This window comes from Mycobacterium sp. 2-64 (assembly GCF_035918375.1).
Lineage (GTDB): Bacteria > Actinomycetota > Actinomycetes > Mycobacteriales > Mycobacteriaceae > Mycobacterium > Mycobacterium intracellulare.
The window spans coordinates 326217-342753 of record NZ_CP142361.1 but is presented as its reverse complement, the minus strand read 5'-3'; the positions used below and the strand labels follow the sequence as shown (position 1 = coordinate 342753).

17 protein-coding genes are annotated in these 16537 nt (G+C 67.7%); 10 read left to right on the top strand and 7 right to left on the bottom strand.

All coding sequences use genetic code 11. The features are described 5' to 3' along the window. Positions 1–75 precede the first annotated feature (75 nt). The 5 genes from QGN31_RS01595 to QGN31_RS01575 all read left to right on the top strand — a co-directional run bounded on the left by QGN31_RS01595 (position 76) and on the right by QGN31_RS01575 (position 6392). Positions 76–1524 (top strand): lipase maturation factor family protein, encoded by a 1449-nt coding sequence (locus tag QGN31_RS01595; RefSeq protein ID WP_008261794.1) that lies wholly within the window; start codon positions 76–78, stop codon positions 1522–1524. A gap of 238 nt (positions 1525–1762) precedes the next feature. Then, positions 1763–2767, top strand: a complete 1005-nt coding sequence (locus QGN31_RS01590; protein ID WP_008261807.1) for an ABC transporter substrate-binding protein — start codon at positions 1763–1765, stop codon at positions 2765–2767. A gap of 622 nt (positions 2768–3389) precedes the next feature. Then, positions 3390–4640 (top strand): PPE family protein, encoded by a 1251-nt coding sequence (locus QGN31_RS01585; RefSeq protein WP_008261808.1) that lies wholly within the window; start codon positions 3390–3392, stop codon positions 4638–4640. A gap of 14 nt (positions 4641–4654) precedes the next feature. Further along, positions 4655–6025: a PPE family protein gene (locus QGN31_RS01580; RefSeq protein ID WP_008261809.1), complete on the top strand. Its 1371-nt coding sequence runs from the start codon at positions 4655–4657 to the stop codon at positions 6023–6025. A 19-nt stretch (positions 6026–6044) separates the two neighbouring features. Beyond that, a complete protein-coding gene (locus QGN31_RS01575; protein ID WP_014943081.1) occupies positions 6045–6392 on the top strand; it encodes a DUF732 domain-containing protein in 348 nt (115 codons plus the stop codon). Positions 6393–6416: 24 nt separating this feature from the next. Here the strand turns inward: QGN31_RS01575 and QGN31_RS01570 are convergent, their stop codons facing one another. Both QGN31_RS01570 and QGN31_RS01565 read right to left on the bottom strand, forming a co-directional pair. Next, positions 6417–7571 (bottom strand): NAD-dependent formate dehydrogenase, encoded by a 1155-nt coding sequence (locus tag QGN31_RS01570; protein WP_014943082.1) that lies wholly within the window; start codon positions 7569–7571, stop codon positions 6417–6419. Between the two features lie 108 nt (positions 7572–7679). Next, on the bottom strand, positions 7680–8591 hold the full coding sequence (locus QGN31_RS01565; RefSeq protein WP_014943083.1) for a LysR family transcriptional regulator: 912 nt from the start codon (positions 8589–8591) through the stop codon (positions 7680–7682). An 88-nt stretch (positions 8592–8679) separates the two neighbouring features. Here QGN31_RS01565 and QGN31_RS01560 point away from each other — a divergent pair, with 88 nt between their 5' ends. Continuing rightward, positions 8680–8892 carry a DUF2945 domain-containing protein gene (locus QGN31_RS01560; RefSeq protein WP_008261813.1) on the top strand — a complete coding sequence of 71 codons (213 nt, stop codon included), beginning with the start codon at positions 8680–8682 and terminating at the stop codon, positions 8890–8892. Positions 8893–8911: 19 nt separating this feature from the next. Continuing rightward, on the top strand, positions 8912–9469 hold the full coding sequence (locus QGN31_RS01555) for a DUF488 domain-containing protein (RefSeq protein WP_014943084.1): 558 nt from the start codon (positions 8912–8914) through the stop codon (positions 9467–9469). A gap of 45 nt (positions 9470–9514) precedes the next feature. Here QGN31_RS01555 and QGN31_RS01550 read toward each other — a convergent pair whose 3' ends face one another. Further along, positions 9515–10219 carry a helix-turn-helix transcriptional regulator gene (locus QGN31_RS01550; RefSeq protein WP_043955470.1) on the bottom strand — a complete coding sequence of 235 codons (705 nt, stop codon included), beginning with the start codon at positions 10217–10219 and terminating at the stop codon, positions 9515–9517. Positions 10220–10431: 212 nt separating this feature from the next. Here QGN31_RS01550 and QGN31_RS01545 point away from each other — a divergent pair, with 212 nt between their 5' ends. Beyond that, positions 10432–10824, top strand: coding sequence for a hypothetical protein (locus QGN31_RS01545; protein WP_237394281.1), 393 nt, complete (start codon positions 10432–10434; stop codon positions 10822–10824). Between the two features lie 16 nt (positions 10825–10840). Further along, a complete protein-coding gene (usfY, locus tag QGN31_RS01540; protein ID WP_225336761.1) occupies positions 10841–11116 on the top strand; it encodes a protein UsfY in 276 nt (91 codons plus the stop codon). Between the two features lie 35 nt (positions 11117–11151). Here the strand turns inward: usfY and QGN31_RS01535 are convergent, their stop codons facing one another. Further along, complete coding sequence (locus QGN31_RS01535; protein ID WP_014381404.1) at positions 11152–11625, bottom strand: DUF309 domain-containing protein; 474 nt, start codon at positions 11623–11625, stop codon at positions 11152–11154. 18 nt (positions 11626–11643) lie between these two features. Next, positions 11644–13290, bottom strand: coding sequence for an acetolactate synthase large subunit (locus tag QGN31_RS01530; RefSeq protein WP_009957646.1), 1647 nt, complete (start codon positions 13288–13290; stop codon positions 11644–11646). A gap of 80 nt (positions 13291–13370) precedes the next feature. Between QGN31_RS01530 and QGN31_RS01525 the strand changes: the two genes are divergently transcribed. Then, a complete protein-coding gene (locus QGN31_RS01525) occupies positions 13371–14789 on the top strand; it encodes an NADP-dependent succinic semialdehyde dehydrogenase (protein ID WP_043955886.1) in 1419 nt (472 codons plus the stop codon). Positions 14790–14793: 4 nt separating this feature from the next. Here QGN31_RS01525 and QGN31_RS01520 read toward each other — a convergent pair whose 3' ends face one another. Together QGN31_RS01520 and QGN31_RS01515 are read right to left on the bottom strand one after the other, a co-directional pair. Then, positions 14794–15735 (bottom strand): R2-like ligand-binding oxidase, encoded by a 942-nt coding sequence (locus QGN31_RS01520; protein ID WP_014943087.1) that lies wholly within the window; start codon positions 15733–15735, stop codon positions 14794–14796. Beyond that, a complete protein-coding gene (locus QGN31_RS01515) occupies positions 15732–16418 on the bottom strand; it encodes a TetR/AcrR family transcriptional regulator (protein ID WP_014385994.1) in 687 nt (228 codons plus the stop codon). The genes QGN31_RS01520 and QGN31_RS01515 overlap by 4 nt, the downstream gene beginning before the upstream one ends. Between the last annotated feature and the right edge of the window lie 119 nt (positions 16419–16537).

Below are 16537 nucleotides of genomic sequence, written 5' to 3'. Positions count from 1 at the left end.
TGGCTACCCCCGTTTATCGGCTGATTGACTGGATATGCGGTCGGTGCGACAGCCGCCGATCGGGGAGTGAGCGCCATGACCTGGTTTTCCGCGCCCGAATACTGGGTGGGCAGACTGGTCCTCGAGCGCGGCGCCGCGGCGATCTATCTGCTGGCGTTCGTCGCGGCGGCCGCGCAATTCCGCGCACTCATCGGCGAACACGGGATGCTGCCCATTCCGCGGTTTGTGGCGGCGCAGTCGTTTTGGCGCACGCCGAGCATCTTTCATCTGCGCTACTCCGATCGGCTGTTCGCGGCGGTCGCCTGGTTCGGCGCGGCACTGTCGGCGGCCGTCGCCGCCGGCGCGGCCGACGCGGCGCCGCTGTGGGCCGCGATGGCGATGTGGCTCGTGCTGTGGGTGCTCTATCTCTCGATCGTGAACGTCGGGCAGACCTGGTACTCGTTCGGTTGGGAGTCGTTGCTTCTCGAGACCGGGTTTTTGATGATCTTTCTCGGCAACGAAGACGTGGCGCCCCCGGTGCTGACGTTGTGGATGGTCCGATTGCTGTTGTTCCGAGTCGAATTCGGTGCGGGGCTGATCAAGATGCGCGGCGATCCGTGCTGGCGCGACCTGACGTGTCTGTACTACCACCATGAGACGCAGCCCATGCCCGGGCCGCTGAGCTGGTTCTTCCACCACCTACCCAAACCGCTGCACCGGGTCGAGGTGGCGGGCAACCATTTCGCGCAGCTGATCGTGCCGTTCGGACTGTTCGCGCCGCAGCCGGTGGCCAGCGTGGCCGCGGCGATCATCGTCATCACGCAGCTGTGGCTGGTCGCGTCGGGCAACTTCGCCTGGCTGAACTGGGTGACGATTCTGTTGGCGTGCAGCGCCATCGACGACGCGTCGGTCGCGTCGCTGCTTCCCGGGGGGCTGGTCCCGGCGCACGACGGCCCGGCGGCGCCCGCGTGGTTTGCGGTCCTGGTTGCCGCGGTGTCGGCGGCGGTGCTGTTCATGAGCTACTGGCCGATACGGAACATGTTGTCGTCGCGCCAGCGAATGAACATGTCGTTCAACTCATTTCACTTGGTGAACACCTACGGGGCCTTCGGCAGCATCGGGCGGATCCGTCGGGAGGTGGTGATCGAGGGCACCGACGATGACCAGCTCAGCGACCAGACCGTCTGGCGGGAATATGAATTCAAAGGCAAGCCGGGTGGGCCGCGCCGGCTGCCGCGACAGTGGGCCCCCTATCATCTGCGCCTGGACTGGCTGATGTGGTTCGCCGCGATCTCGCCGGGCTACGCGCAGCCCTGGCTGCGGCCGTTCCTGCAGCGGCTGCTGCGCAACGACCGGCCGACCCTGCGTCTGTTGCGCCACAACCCGTTCCCGGATGCGCCACCGCGGTTTGTGCGCGCCCAGCTGTACCAGTACCGCTTCACCACCCCGGCCGAGCTGCGCCGCGACCGGGCGTGGTGGCATCGCGCCCTGGTGGGTGGCTATGCGCCGCCCATGACGTTGTCGACACCTACCACCACCAATTGAGGCCAATCTCGGCGTCACCGGTCGTATCGGCCAGGACGCGACGCAAGGCCGCGTGAACCCCCTCTAGGCGCGGTTGCGTTCACGGAAATTCAAACCGTTGTCCGCCCAACCGATCTGCCATAGCCTCGCCTTCCACAGCGCCGCAGCCTTGCCTGCGCGAATCCCGTGCCAACCGGCCCCGTCCCGGGTACCGCACCGACGTGCTCAGCCAGCTCGGTGTCCTGATCTGAGGAGCTCGATGTCGACACGACGCCATACCGCGCTACTGCTGGCTGCCATCGCTCTGCTGCTGCCGGCGTGCGTCTCCCGCCAACAGGCCGCCGGCCCCGGCGCGGTGCCGGACCGAGTTCCGCTGTCACAGCTGGCCGACCTGACTCTCAAGGTCGGCGATCAAAAGAGCGTTGGCACCGAAGCCATGCTGAGGGCCGCCGGCGAGCTGCAGAACCTTCCGTACCGGATCGAATTCTCCACCTTCACCTCGGGACCACCGATGGTCGAGGCCGCCGCCGCCGGCAAGATCGATTTCGCCATCACCGGTGACACCCCACCGATTTTCGGCGCGGTCGCCAACGCCCGCATCAAGGTGGTGTCCGCATTCGACGGTGGGGGCCCCGGCGATCAGATTCTGGTTCACGCCGATTCGCCTATTCACTCCGTCACCGACCTGCGAGGCAAAACCATCGCGCTGGCCAAGGGCAGTTCGGCGCACGCCAATGTGCTTGATCAGCTCGACAAGGCCGGACTCAAACCCGACGACGTCCACCTGGTGTTCCTGCAACCGGCCGACGCCCTGTCGGGATTCCGCAATGGCCAGGTCGACGCGTGGGCCGTGTGGGATCCCTATACCGCGCAGGCCGAACAGCAACTCCCGGTGCGGGGCCTGGTCACACGCAAGTACAAGTACTCGTTCGGGATCGCCTCCGACCAAACGCTGGCCGACGCCAAACGGAACACCGCCCTGGCGGATCTGCTGGCGCGATACACCCGAGCCGCGGTCTGGGCGCGCGAGCACCCGCAGGAGTGGGCCGCTCAGTACGCCGGGTCCGCCGGCATCGACCCCGCCGTCGCCGCCGTCGCGCAGGGGCGCACTCTGCGACAGCCGATCCCCCTCGACGACACCGTGATTGACGCCGAACAGCGCCTCACCGACCTACTGGCGGCGGCGGGCCAGATCAAGTCCGCACCGCGCTTCGGCAACTGGGTGGATCGTCGCTTTGCCGCCACCGCCGCCGAAACTCACTGACCCGCATGAGGTGGGACTTCTGATGACGAGGCCAGACCGCCCCGCGATAGTGGGCGCGGCAAGGCCGACGTAGTGGTGTTCGCATCGGTTGACGCCGCCGGGGCGGCCGGCTCAGGCACCGGAGGCTGTGGAGCGAAACAACATTCGCGGTCGTCGCTGCGCCGGTGATTCCGGGCCGCGACGGCGACGTCGTGTTGCCAGTGGACTCTGGTCAAGCGCACGCGGATGACCGCGCCCGGTGCGGGGCAGCGAATTTTGGATGGTGAGATTTTTATTGAGGAAACCCCCTGGCACGCTCATGTTTGCCGGGTGTTGATCGTGTTTTCACTCTGGGACGTGTACGAATTCGCCCGAGGTAGACGGGGCTATCGGCGCCTTGCCAATCAAACCGCTGCGTTGCAGGCCTTGCCATTCGAACGCGGTGTTCCCCCGGCGTCGGCCTGCATTTGCCACGAGCTCTTCGGGCAGAGCTGGCTAGTCTTCTGAGCACCCGAACATTTCAAGCAACTGGCATCCACTGGCGGGTGCCGACCGAAGTTGCTCAATGTTGTTGAAGACCAACCTTATCGGCAAGGACGAGCGCGGGGTCCGTGGTGTTCGCGGCCGGAGGCGGAGGAAACAAATGGAATTCGGAGCGTTACCGCCGGAGATCAACTCCGGCAGGATCTACTCAGGCCCCGGGCCGGCCCCGTTGTTGGCCGCCGCGGCCGCCTGGGACGGATTAGCGTCCGAATTACGCGCCACGGCAGCGTCTTACGGGTCCGTCGTCGCAGAGCTGAGAACCGCGTGGAATGGCCCCTCGTCGACGTCGATGGCGGCCGCGGCCGCGCCGTACGTCGCGTGGCTGATCGGCAGCGCCGCGCAGGCCGAGCAGTCGGCAAGTCAGGCGAAGGCGGCGGCGGGCGCGTACGAGGCCGTCTTCGCGGCCACGGTGCCGCCGCCGGTGATCGCGGCCAACCGGGCGTTGTTGGCGACACTGGTCGCGACCAACATCCTGGGCCAAAACACCCCGGCCATCGCGGCCACCGAGGCCCAGTACGCCGAGATGTGGGCCCAAGACGCGGCCGCGATGTATGGCTATGCGGGTTCCTCGGCGGCCGCGACTCAACTGGCACCGTTCACCACGCCGCCGACGACCACCGACGGCAGCGCGGAAACCAACCAGACCACCGCGGTCGCCGCCGCGACTCAGTCCTCGGCGAGCTCCAATGTGGAAACCGCGGTCTCCCAGGCGCTCTCGCAGGCCCCGGCCGCGGCACAAACCGCGGCGACGACGTCGCCGGGAATCTCGCTCGGTCTCGGGGAAGCCACGGGAGGCCTGAAAAGTTTCAACAGCTTCCTCAGCACCCTGACCGGGCCCTACTCGCCGCTCGGGGTCGCAGACGCGGGGAAGGGTTTTTATCAGCTTGCGCTCAACACCAAGGCGATGGGCGGCAACGTTCAAAGTGTCGACCCCACACTGCATCCCAAGGGTCTCCATGGGGTTCTGGCCCCGTTGCTGCACAGCGATCTGCTGACCGGCGCCACCTCCTTTCAGGCACCGAGTGCGGGAACGGTGTCGGCGGCGGTGGGTCGTGCCGGTGTGGTCGGATCGTTGTCGGTTCCCGCGAACTGGGCCTCGGCCGCGCCCGCGATCAGGACCCTGGCCGCCGAGCTGCCCGAGACGATGCTGGACGCCGCACCCGCGATGACGATGAACCCCGGCCAGGGCCTGTTCGGCCCCACCGCCTTGTCGAGCCTGGCCGGACGCGCCGTCGGGGGCAGCGCCACCCGCGCGGTGGCCGGGCCGGCGGTCCGGGTGCCCGGGGCGGTGGCCGTTGATGACATCGCCACCACCTCCACGGTCATCGTGATCCCGCCGAACCCGAAATAAGGAAAGGCACCGCCATGGTTTTCACCGATTTCGCAGCGCTCCCACCAGAGGTCATCTCCATCCAGCTCTACGCCGGCCCCGGCGCGGCGCCCATGCTGTCCGCGGCCGCCGCATGGCAGGCGCTGGCCGCCGAATTGCATTCCACCGCATCCTCGTACGGCGCGGCGATCTCCGAACTCATCGGCGAGGACTGGCAGGGCCCGTCGTCGGACTCCATGGCGTCCGCCGCGGCACCGTACGTGAACTGGATCTCGACCACGGCGGGCCTCGCTGAGCAGACTGCCGCCCAAGCCCAAGCCGCGGCTGCCGCCTATGAGGCCGCGCTGGCCTCCGTCGTCCCGCCCGCGCTGATCGCCGCCAACCGCACCCAGCTGGCAGCGCTGCAGGCGACCAACCTGTTGGGGCAAAACGGCGCGGCGATCGCGGCCACCGAAGCCGAATACGCCCAGATGTGGTCCCAAGACGTCACCGCGATGTTCGGCTACGCCGCCGCCTCCCAGTCCGCCGGGGAGCTGGCGCCGTTCGAGCAGGCGCCCGCTGTCAGCAAGGACACCGGGTCGGCGGCTCAGGCGAGCACCACGGCCGCCGCGGCGTCGAGCTCGTCGTCCTCGTGGACGCAACAGCTGCAGGACTACATCAACTCGCTTACCACGGGATACACCCAATCGTGGCAGAAGCTGATCGAGGGCATGACCGGCAGTAAGGAGGTCGCGCCGCTGTGGGAGGCGCTGTTCTCCAGCGTCAAGGGCGTCGGCGGGCAGGCCACCTGGACCAACGTCGTCGGCGCCAGTGGCGGCCTGGGCGTCTCGGAATGGAAGGGGGCCTTCGTCTATGCCCCCTGGAGCGCCGGCTTGCCCAAAGCTTCGCTGGGCGCGGGTCTGGCCTCCCCCGGAGGCCTTGGCGCCGGCGTCCCGGTGCGTCCCGTATCGGCGGTGCTGGGCACCGCGCCGACCGTGGGAAAGCTGTCGGTGCCCTCGAGCTGGGCCACCGCCGCCCCCGCCATCCGGCTGGCCTCCACCGCACTGCCGGCCACCAGCGCGGCCGCGGCCGCCGCGGCGGGTTTCCCGGCCGAGCTGGTCAACGACGCCACCCTGGGCAGCCTGGCCGGCGGCGCACTCGGCGGCCCCGCCGCCCGCGTCATCAACACCACCACCGGGATCCAGACCCGCGCGATCGCCGGCCAGCGCCGCACCCAACCGGTCAAACTCGACCGCATCATCGCCCAACTACAAGAAATGCCCGACCAGGTGCAGCACTGGAACGTCGACGAGTCCGGCCTCGACGACCTGGTCGCCCAACTCAGAACCACACCCGGAGTGCACGCCGTGCACGTCAACGACGAACCGACGCCCGCCGCCGCACACCCCGAATCCCAGCTGGGATAACCACACCGAAGGAGGCTCCATGACACGGCTGCTCGCGCTTCTCACCGTATCGCTGGGCATCACGCTCGCGGCACCCGCTCACGCCACGCCGGGCGAGGACGAGGCACCCACCGATGACAACAATGGCTCCTTCCTCTCCGACCTACACACCGTAGGGATCAGCTTCAAGGATCCGGGCCAAGCCGTGGCCGCTGGAAAATCGGTGTGCGGCATGCTTTCTCGGGGCGTATCCGGTCTGCAACTTCTCACCGACATCCGGGACAACAACCCCGACCTGACCACCAGCGGTGCCGCCCAGTTCGCGACGATCTCTGCGAAGGCGTACTGCCCGAGCCAACTCGAAGGTGGCACCGGCAAAGGTGGCTGAGCGCCACCTGGCGGACGCCCGTGACTACTTCTGGTAAGACAACGCCCCCGTGCCTGCGAGCTTGCCGCCCTCGACGATCAGGTACTCCGGACGGATGGGCGTGCCGGCGAACCAGCTTTCCAGGATTTCCCGGGTGCCGGCCGCATAACGGGCCTGGGCCGACAGGGTGGTGCCCGAAACATGCGGCGTCATCGCGTTATTCGGCATCGTCCGCCACGGGTGGTCGGCCGGCGGGGGCTGTGGATACCACACGTCGCCGGCGTAGCCCCCGAGTTGCCCGCTGCGCAGGGCGTCGGCGACCGCTTCCGGGACGGTCTCCTCGGCGCGGGCGGTGTTGACGATGTAGGAGCCGCGCCGCATCGTCGAGATCAGCTTCTCGTCGAACATCGCGCGGGTGTCCGCGTACAGCGGCGAGTGGACCGAGACCACGTCGACCGCCCGCACCAGCTCCTGCACCGTGGGATGAAACGTCACGTTCAGTTCCTTCTCGACGTCCGGTGCCAGCCGGCGGGTGTCGGTGTAGTGCAGGTTGACGTCGAACGGCGCCAACCGGCGCAGCACCGCACGCCCGATCCGTCCGGCGGCGATCACACCCACGTCCATGCCCTCGAGGTCGTAGGCGCGCTCGACGCAGTCGGCGATGTTCCAGCCGCCCTCGACGGCCCACCGGTGGGACGGGACGAAATTGCGGACCAGTGCCAGGATCTGCATCACCGCGTGCTCGGCGACGCTGATGCTGTTGCTGTAGGTCACTTCCGCCACGGTGATCCCGCGCTCCTTGGCCGCATCCAGATCCACGTGGTCCGAGCCGATGCCGGCGGTCAGGGCCAGCTTGAGCTTGGGCGCCTTGGCGATGCGCTCCTTGGTCAGGTAGGCCGGCCAAAACGGTTGCGAGATCACGATTTCGGCGTCGGGCAACGCGCGTTCGAACTCCGAGTCGGGTCCGTCCTTGTCCGACGTCACCACCAGTTCGTGGCCCGCGTCTTCGAAAAACTTGCGCAGCCCGAGGGCGCCCGACACGCAGCCAAGCAACTCACCGGGCGTGAAATCGATCGTTGACGGAGTCGGCACGGTGCTGCCGTCGGGATATCCGTGGATCGTCGGGATGCTGTCGCGCGCGTAGGCCGGCGGGTATCCGTCGACGGGGTCGGGATAAAGCACCATCACACACTTGGCCATTGAATTCTCCTTAACTGGCGATAACCCCAGTCTCACGGCGCGGCCACGGGCTGTCCAAGACGCGATTCCGACTGGCTGATAGGCGACGCCGATCAGTGGAGACGGGGGCTAGGACCGCTCGGAGAGCGTGGCGCCGATGCGGGCCTCGCGCGCGGTCCGCCGCAACGCCCGCGCCAGCAACGAACCCGGCTCGGCCCGGTTGGTGACCAACGCGATCAGCGCGGTGACCGAGGGCCGGCGCAGTCGCAGCACGCTGGCCCCGGCGGGGATGCCCAGGGTGTGGATCCACGGTTGGGGCACGATGCTCGCCCACCGGCCGGTGCGCACGTGCGCGAACAACGCTGCCACGGAGTCGGTTTCCAGCTGCGGTGTCACCTCGAGGCCGTGGGTGGCCAACGCGTCGTCGATGACCCGGCGCCCGCGCATGCCCTGGGTGAGCAGGCACAGCGGCAGCTGCACGGCATCCGACCACGCGATGGTGTCCGACTCGCCGCCCAGCAGATCGGCGGCGGCGATGAGCACCGGCTGTTCGTGGTAGAGCGGCGTGACCAGCAGGTCGGCCGTGTCCTGTTGGTCCGGATAGAGGATGCCCGCGTCCAATTCGAACTTGCGGACGCGTTCGACGATGCCGGCCGAACGCAGATTGACCTCGAGCCGGACCCGCACCAGGGGATGCGCGGCACAGAACGGATCCGTAAGCAGCGCAACGGTGGTCGATGCGGCCGGGACCACCCCCAGCCGCAACTCGCCGGTCAGCCCGGCCTGCAGCGCGGTGACCTCCCGTTTGAGCGAGTCGCGGTCGGCCAGGATGCGCCGCGCCCAGGGCACCAGCCGCTCGCCTTCGGGGGTGAGGCCTTCGAACCGCTGCCCCCGCCGCACCAGCGGGACGTTGAGTTCGGATTCGAGCTTGCGGATGGCCTCCGACAGCGCGGGCTGCGACACGTAGCACGCCCGCGCGGCGCGCGCGAAGTGGCGCTCTTGCGCGAGCGCGACGAAGTACTCCAGCTGACGAAACAGCATGCGCCCATTCGACCACGCGCACGGTTACTCGTCGCAGTGGTGGGGGAACCCACGCAGCGAACCACAACGCACGCGAAGGAGGCGCACGGTGGCCAAACAGTTCGAGGTCGGGGACCACGTCCGATGGAATTCGGAAGCCGGTCACGTCAGCGGCATCGTGGTCAAGAAGCACACCCGCGACACCGAGTACAAGGGCCACAAACGGCACTGCACGAAAGACGACCCGCAATACGAGATCAGAAGCGACAAAACCGACCACATCGCGATGCACAAGGGCGACGCCCTGGAGAAGATCGACTAGGACACGCCGCGACACCACCATGAGCGACGACGGCGAGATCTGGACGATCGGGCATTGGACATGCCCGGTGCCCACCTTCCTGGAACCCCTCGATCAGGCCCGCATCGACCTGCTCGTCGACGTGCGCGCCCAGCCCGGCTCGCGACGCAATCCCCAGTTCGGCAGTGCGGAGATGGCGCGCTGGCTCGGCGACGCCGGCATCGGCTACCTCCACCTTCCCGCGCTCGGGGGACGACGCGGCCGGCAAAGCGTCGACCCCACCATCAACGCGGGCTGGCAGAACGCCAGCTTCAAGAATTACGCCGATTACACCCTCACCGACGAATACCAGCGCGGCCTGGCGGAACTGATCACGCTCGCCCGCTCCCACCGCGTGGCGATCATGTGCGGTGAGCCCGTGCCGTGGCGATGCCATCGGCAATTGATCGCGAACAGCCTTGTCGCCCAGGGCTGGACGGTATGGCACCTCATCAGCGGATCCGCGCCGCGTGAGCATCGACTCGGACAATGGGGCGCCACACCCGTCGTCGACGAGCGCGGGCGGGTGACGTACCCGGCGGACGCCGACGGTGCCTGAATAACACACTGAGGCAACGGGTTTGGCACGCGGCAGCGCCGTGAGCTAGTCAGCGCTTGCTGCGACCACCACACAGCACCGGCCCGGCGTCGGCTGCAGCCGGGCATCCAGGCAACGCGGGGTCATCGCGTCCACCATCCCGTTGATCAGCGCGTGGTTCATGCCGCAGGCCAATTCGGTCTGTTCCTGAGCCAGCGCATGGAACGGGCAGTTGACCAGATACACGCCGTCGTCGTCGTGACCCGGTTCATAGCCATACTCCCGCAACAAGCGGGCCACCAGTTTCAGCGCCGCACGCGCGTCGGCCGGCCGCCGGCGGGCCGCGCTCAGCGCGCTCTCCGCGATGCTCCGGCCGTAGTCGTGGGCGTTGCGGTGCAACACCTCTACGACGGGCGCGCCGCTCTGCTGGGATTGGACGATGGCCCGGCCCATCAGCCGCCCGGCCAACTCGTACTGACGTTGCGGCAAACTCACGGCGATGTCGCGACGGACACGTCGGTACAGCTTCGAGGTGCGCCCCGCTCCCGGGCCGGTCCGGCCGGTCAACCGGGCGTAGTCACATTCCAGCAGGCCTTCGGCCGTCAGCCGGTCGAGATGAAACTTCGCCTGGTGCCGGGCGATTCCCACCACTTCGGCCGCCTGATCGCGGCTCACCGGTCCGGGCTGCGAACACACAAACTGATACAGCTCGTAGCGCACGGGGTCGGCGAGGGCGCCGATTCCGGCGGCATCGCGTTGCAGTTGGTCCATCGCGCCCACTTCTAAATCACAAGAGTCTTGACGTTACAGCGAATAATTTCTAAAGTTTAATTACTTATCTGTTAGTTTTCAGGAGCCGCCATGGTCACCTTGCCAACCAGCGCCGCCCACATCCATCGGTTCGACGATCAGGCTACCCGCGCGCATCGCCGACCACGATGCGATATCGCCGTGGTAAAGCGCCCGGTGTCGTGAAGCACTTTGTGCTCCGGACCGCCGCGCGGTCGGCCACCTGGACCATCGGGCTGGCGCTGGCGGCGAGGACCGTTCCCCACGTTGTGCTGACGGCATCGGGCCTCATCGTTGCCGTGGTGTTCTTCTCGGTAACGCAGACGACCCTGTCGGTGAAGATCTTGAAATTGCCCCATGGATACGCGTCGCTGCTGCTGGGCTGCACCGGCCTGACCCTGACCATCGGCGCGATGAGCCTGGCTTCGGTGTCGACGCACGGACTCAGCATCTACGGCGGCGCATCGTGGCTCGCCGCGACGGTCATGGTCTGGCTCGTGACGACGATCGGCGCGATCCTGCTATTCGACGTCTACGTTCCCCGTGATATCGGCTTCCCCAAAGTTGCCGAGTCACTGCGGAATTGACCGACGAGAGGGAACCATGGGAGACACACATCACGACCCGACCGATCGTCATCGGACGGCACACCCACGCGCCGGTCTCACGATGAAGGACAACTTCTTTTGGCCCGGGTTCATTCTGCTGGGGGTCGCATTGTGCGGCATCATCGCCAGCTTGGCCGTCGCCGCCTACCAGCATTACGAATGGCTCAGCACGGTGGCGATCATCGCGCTACTCGCCACCGTCGCCGCAACCTTGTGGTTCGTTGTGGAACTTCGCCGGGTCACGCTGTTGGAGAATCAACAAGACTGGTAGCGGGACGCGCCGATCCCGTTGGAGCACCTGCCATTTCAGGCCGTCAGGCGGGGCCGTAGCCGCGGCGCGGTGATATCCGCCCCGGCGGCGAGGGCGTCGATCAGCGCATCGGCGAAGTCCACCAGCCCGGCCGCATCAACCGCGTGCGGCGCCGGCCGATCCTGCTGCGCCAGATGGGCGCGGGCACGGCTGAGCAGCGTGGTCGCACCCTTGACGTTGCCACGCTGCGCGTGGGTGATCCCCACCGCGAGCTGCGTCAGGCCTTGCCACAGGGCCTGCTCGTCGGCCGGTCCGTTCTTCCAGGCGGCCTCGAGCACCTCATGGGCGTTGAAGGCGAGGCCTCGGTCCAGCAGATCCTGGGCGTACGCCAGCGTCTCGACCGGCGCCAGCGCCAGGTCGTCCGGAATGCGTGGAACGCCTTCGCTGCCCGGCGGCAGGGGCCGGCCCAGGGCGTCGCGGGGTCGGGCGCTGCGGGGCCGGCCCGATTCGTCGCGATCACGCTCGGTCATCGGCAATGGATTCCCGAATCACAGCGTTTCGTCCAGCTCGCCGAGCCGGTCGGTCAGCCGCAGGTTCTCCGAGTAGTCGACCGGGCAGCTGATCAACGAGACGCCCTCGTCGTCGAGCGCGGCGCGCAGCGTCGGGAGCAGTTCGTCGGCATGAGTGATCCGATATCCCTTGGCGCCGAAGCTTTCCGCGTACGTCACCACGTCCGGGTTGTTGAATTTCACGTAGTAGTGCGCCCCGAGTTCGAGATCCATCTTCCATTCGATGAGGCCGTACCCGCCGTCCTCCCAGATCAGCACCACCAGCGGTATCCGCTCGCGCACGGCGGTCTCGATCTCCTGCGAGTTCATCAGGAACGCGCCGTCGCCGACGACGGCCAGCACCTTGGACTCCGGCTGCGCCAGCTTGACGCCGAGCGCCCCGGGAAGGGCGAAGCTCATGGTGGACAGGCCGTTTGAGATCAGGCAGGTGTTCTTTTCGTACGTCGGGTAGAGCCGGGCCATCCACATCTTGGTGGCGCCGGTGTCGACCAGGACGACGTCGCTGCGGCCCAGCGCCGCGCGGGTGTCGGCGACCACCCGCGCCGGCGCCAGCGGGTAGCGCGAATCCTGTTGCCCCCGGGCGAATTCCTCGGCGAGCAGGCCCGACCCGGGCACGTCGGCGGCGTGGCTGAAGCTGTGACCGGAGAGCGCGTCGGTGAGGGCGTTCAGCGAATCGCTGATGTCCCCGATGATCCCCACGTCGACCGAGTAGTGCGCGTCGACCTCGGCGGGGAACCGGTGAATGTGGATGATCTTCTTGTCGGCCTGCGGGTTGATGCGGACCGGGTCGAATTCCTGCAACTCGTAGCCGACGGCGATGACGACGTCGGCGTTGTCGAACCCGAAGTTGACGTAGTCGTGCCGCATGAAGCCCAGCGTGCCGATGCTGTTGCGGTGGTCGTCGGGCATGACGCCCTTGCCGTGGAAGGTGTTGGCCACCTGGATGCCGAACTCGTCGGAGAAGCGCACCAGGGCTTTGGTGGCGTCGGCGCGCGCGGCGCCGTGCCCGGCCAGCACCACCGGGCGCTTGGCGTTGCGCAGGATTGCGACGGCGCGTTCCACCTGGCGGGGCGCCGGAGCGTCGGGGCGCACGACGTTGCGCGGCAACGGCCCCAGGTCGTAATCCTTCTCGTCGGCGTCGATGTGCTCGGGCACCGCGAGATAGACCGCGGCCGGGCGTTCGGACTCGGCGAGCTTGAACGCCTTACGCACCATCTCGGGGATGGCGCGCGGGGTCGGGATGCCGGCCGCCCACCGGGTGATCGGGGCGAACATCGACACCAGGTCGACGTATTGGTGTGACTCCTTGAACTCCCGGTCGTGGCCCACCTGCGCGGAGATGGCGACCAGCGGGGTGCTATTGGTGGTGGCGTCGGCGACGCCGAGCTGCATGTTGATCGCGCCGGGCCCCAGGGTGGCCGACACCACCGCCGCCCGGCCGGTGACCCGGCCGTACATCTCGGCCATGAAGGACGCGGCCTGTTCGTGCCGGGTGAGCACGTAGCGGATGGGCGACGCCGCCAGCGCCTGCACGAATCGGATGTTCTCCTCGCCGGGCACCCCGAACACGACGGACACACCCTCGTTTTCCAGGCACTTGACGATCAACTCGGCGGCTCTGCTCATCCGGCACCTCCCTTGAAGGAACGATAGTGGCAGGGTGGGTGTTGGACTTTTCAGCTACTCATCCGATGAAGGAGGGCCAGGTGCCCATCGCCACCATTAACCCGGCTACCGGCGAGACGGTGAAAACCTTCACCCCGGCCACCGATCAAGAAGTCGATGCCGCAATCGCCCGTGCCTACGAACGCTTCCTCGACTACCGCCACAACACCACGTTTGCCCAGCGCGCGGGGTGGGCAAACGCCACCGCCGACCTGCTGGAAGCGGAGGCCGACGACGTCGCCGCCATGATGACGCTCGAGATGGGCAAGACCCTGAAATCGGCCAAGGCCGAGGTGTTGAAGTGCGCCAAGGGTTTTCGCTACTACGCCGAGCACGCCGAGCAGCTGCTCGCCGACGAGCCGGCCGACGCCAAGGCGGTGGGCGCGAAGAAGGCCTACATCCGCTACCAACCGCTCGGCGTCGTGCTGGCGGTGATGCCCTGGAACTTCCCGCTGTGGCAGGCCGTGCGGTTCGCCGCCCCGGCGCTGATGGCCGGCAACGTCGGGATCCTCAAGCACGCCTCGAACGTCCCCCAGAGCGCGCTGTATCTTTCCGACGTCATCACCCGCGGCGGCTTCCCCGAGGGCTGCTTCCAGACCCTGCTGGTCTCCTCGGGCGCCGTCGAGCGCATCCTGCGCGACCCTCGCGTCGCGGCGGCCACCCTGACCGGTAGCGAGCCGGCCGGCCAATCGGTGGCGGCCATCGCCGGCGACGAGATCAAGCCGACGGTGCTCGAGCTCGGCGGCAGCGACCCGTTCATCGTGATGCCCTCGGCGGACCTGGACGAGGCCGCCAAGACCGCGGTCACCGCACGGGTGCAGAACAACGGCCAATCCTGCATCGCCGCAAAGCGGTTCATCGTCCACACCGACATCTACGACGCGTTCGTCGACAAGTTCACCGAGCGCATGCAGGCGCTCACCGTCGGCGACCCGACCGACCCCGACACCGACGTGGGCCCGCTGGCCACCGAGTCCGGCCGCGACGAGATCGCCAAGCAGGTCGACGACGCCGCCGCCGCGGGCGCCACCATCCGCCTCGGCGGCAAGCCCATCGACGGGCCGGGGTGGTTCTACCCGCCCACGGTGGTCACCGACATCACCAAGGACATGGCCCTCTACACCGAGGAGGTGTTCGGCCCCGTCGCGTCGATGTACCGGGCGGCCGACATCAACGAGGCCATCGAGATCGCCAACGCCACCACGTTCGGCCTGGGGTCCAACGCCTGGACCAACGACGAGGCCGAGCAGCAGCGCTTCATCGACGACATCGAGGCCGGCCAGGTCTTCATCAACGGGATGACGGTGTCCTACCCCGAGCTGGGGTTCGGCGGCGTCAAACGGTCCGGCTACGGACGCGAACTCGCGGGCCTGGGCATCCGCGCGTTCGTCAACGCCAAGACCGTCTGGGTCGGCGAATCCGAAAGCGGCTCCTCGTCGGGCGACGACAAGGTCGAGTGAGCTGCTAGGCCGACGCGCCCGCCAGCGCCTTTTCGTCCTCGTCGGCGAACGTGTCCTCGAGCTGCAGCGGCGAGTAGTCCAGGTCGATCTCGCCGAGCGGCCGGCCGCGGGCGCTGGAGATGGTGCCGAACCGCCGCATCCCCTTGTCGGAGGCGTACTGCATGAACTCGTCGACGGACAGGCCGAACGGCATCGGGTCGTAGAGGGCGAAGCCCTCCTCGATCAGCCGCAGCCCGAGCGGCATGAGTTCGTTCATGCGCGTTTCGAAGACGCCCCAGTTGGCGTCGTCGGCGGCCACGTGGCGACGGCAGGTGAAGGTGCCCCACGCCATGTGGCGGCGCTCGTCGTCGCCGATCCGCCGGACCAGCTCCTGCATGCCGGGCAGGATGCCGCGTTCCACGCAGATCTTGTGCCAGCCGAAGTAGCCGGTCAGCGCCAGCATGCCCTCGACCATGTGGTTGTAGGTCACCGACGCCCGCACCTGGGCGGCCGGCGACGGATCGAGCGTCAGCGCGTTCAGACACGCCGGCAGTTCCTCGTAGAAGATGGTGCGGTAGGTCGGGACGTCGTCGAGGAAGTAGTGCAGGTCCTCGGTGATGCCGACGGCGTCGAGCCACATGCGGAACACCTGGACGTGCTTGGCTTCCTCGAAGGCGAACTGCGTCAGGTACATCTCGTCACCCAGCCGGCCTTCGGCCCGCATCGCGGCCATGAACGGCTGGATGTCCTGGGTCACCGATTCCTCGCCGGCGATGAACTCGGCGCACAACCGCGTCGCATAGCTGCGTTCGTCGTCGGTGAGGCGTTCCCAGTCCTCCCGGTCGCGGGAGAAGTCGATGTCGGCCGGATTCCAGAATTTCGCGTTGCCGCCCGCAAACAGCTTGAGCGGCAAGCTATCCCAGTTGAGGCCGCCCTCGGCCATCGAGGCGATTCGGGTTCGATTCATGAGACCTCCTCAGATCGTTGGGGGGCTGAGTTGACGGAGGAGTCCGCCGAGAATGCCGCGGCCAGCACGCCGACGAGCCTGCGCACGGCCAGCGCCGGCTGTTCGGGGGTGGGCTCGTCGAGCCCGAGGATCGGGTCCAGCCCGCGCATGTAGGGCGCCAGCGCCAGGTGGGGAAAGATCAACAGCAGCAACGACAACAGCGCGTCGGTGTCCGACTCGGCGCGCAGGTCGCCGCGCACGTGCGCGTCGCGGACCAGCGGGCGCATCACTTCCAGGTAGTGGCGGTGGATGACGTTCTGCACGCTGACGCGGGCCTCGGTGTCGACTTCGAGGGTCGCCGCGGCGTGCAGCGCGCGCTCGTGCGGGTGGTCGGCAAAGTAGGCCACCCAGGTGTCGAGCCAGTCGGTCAGGAACTCGAAGAAGGGCCGGCTCGGGTCGAGTTCGCGGATGCGGCCCTCCATGTAGGCCCGCACCCGCTGGCTGGCGATGTCGGCGATGAACGCGTACAGGTCGCGCTTGTCGGCGAAGTACTGGAACAGGCTGCCCTTGGCGACGCCCGCGCGGCGCGCGATGACGTTGAGGCTGCCACGGGAGAAGCCGTGCGCCCCGAATTCCGCCTCGGCGGCTTCGATGATCGCGGCGCGACGAGCGGGGTCGACGCGCGCCCAGGTGACCGTCGGCAATGCTGGCTCCTCGGTTCGATGACCACTGGTCATATTACGGTGACCTGCGTCACAGTCAAGGGGTCGGGCCCAGCCGCCTCGCCGAGTGCCCGGCGGCCTGGGCGCTCGAATCCCAACGC

What these genes read in the sequence shown, in the direction of transcription:
- QGN31_RS01595 (WP_008261794.1), top strand. Translation starts at nt 76, where the DNA reads ATGACCTGGTTTTCCGCGCCCGAATACTGGGTGGGCAGACTGGTCCTC.
- QGN31_RS01590 (WP_008261807.1), top strand. Translation starts at nt 1,763, where the DNA reads ATGTCGACACGACGCCATACCGCGCTACTGCTGGCTGCCATCGCTCTG.
- QGN31_RS01585 (WP_008261808.1), top strand. Translation starts at nt 3,390, where the DNA reads ATGGAATTCGGAGCGTTACCGCCGGAGATCAACTCCGGCAGGATCTAC.
- QGN31_RS01580 (WP_008261809.1), top strand. Translation starts at nt 4,655, where the DNA reads ATGGTTTTCACCGATTTCGCAGCGCTCCCACCAGAGGTCATCTCCATC.
- QGN31_RS01575 (WP_014943081.1), top strand. Translation starts at nt 6,045, where the DNA reads ATGACACGGCTGCTCGCGCTTCTCACCGTATCGCTGGGCATCACGCTC.
- QGN31_RS01570 (WP_014943082.1), bottom strand. Translation starts at nt 7,571, where the DNA reads ATGGCCAAGTGTGTGATGGTGCTTTATCCCGACCCCGTCGACGGATAC.
- QGN31_RS01565 (WP_014943083.1), bottom strand. Translation starts at nt 8,591, where the DNA reads ATGCTGTTTCGTCAGCTGGAGTACTTCGTCGCGCTCGCGCAAGAGCGC.
- QGN31_RS01555 (WP_014943084.1), top strand. Translation starts at nt 8,912, where the DNA reads ATGAGCGACGACGGCGAGATCTGGACGATCGGGCATTGGACATGCCCG.
- QGN31_RS01550 (WP_043955470.1), bottom strand. Translation starts at nt 10,219, where the DNA reads ATGGACCAACTGCAACGCGATGCCGCCGGAATCGGCGCCCTCGCCGAC.
- usfY (WP_225336761.1), top strand. Translation starts at nt 10,841, where the DNA reads ATGGGAGACACACATCACGACCCGACCGATCGTCATCGGACGGCACAC.
- QGN31_RS01535 (WP_014381404.1), bottom strand. Translation starts at nt 11,625, where the DNA reads ATGACCGAGCGTGATCGCGACGAATCGGGCCGGCCCCGCAGCGCCCGA.
- QGN31_RS01530 (WP_009957646.1), bottom strand. Translation starts at nt 13,290, where the DNA reads ATGAGCAGAGCCGCCGAGTTGATCGTCAAGTGCCTGGAAAACGAGGGT.
- QGN31_RS01520 (WP_014943087.1), bottom strand. Translation starts at nt 15,735, where the DNA reads ATGAATCGAACCCGAATCGCCTCGATGGCCGAGGGCGGCCTCAACTGG.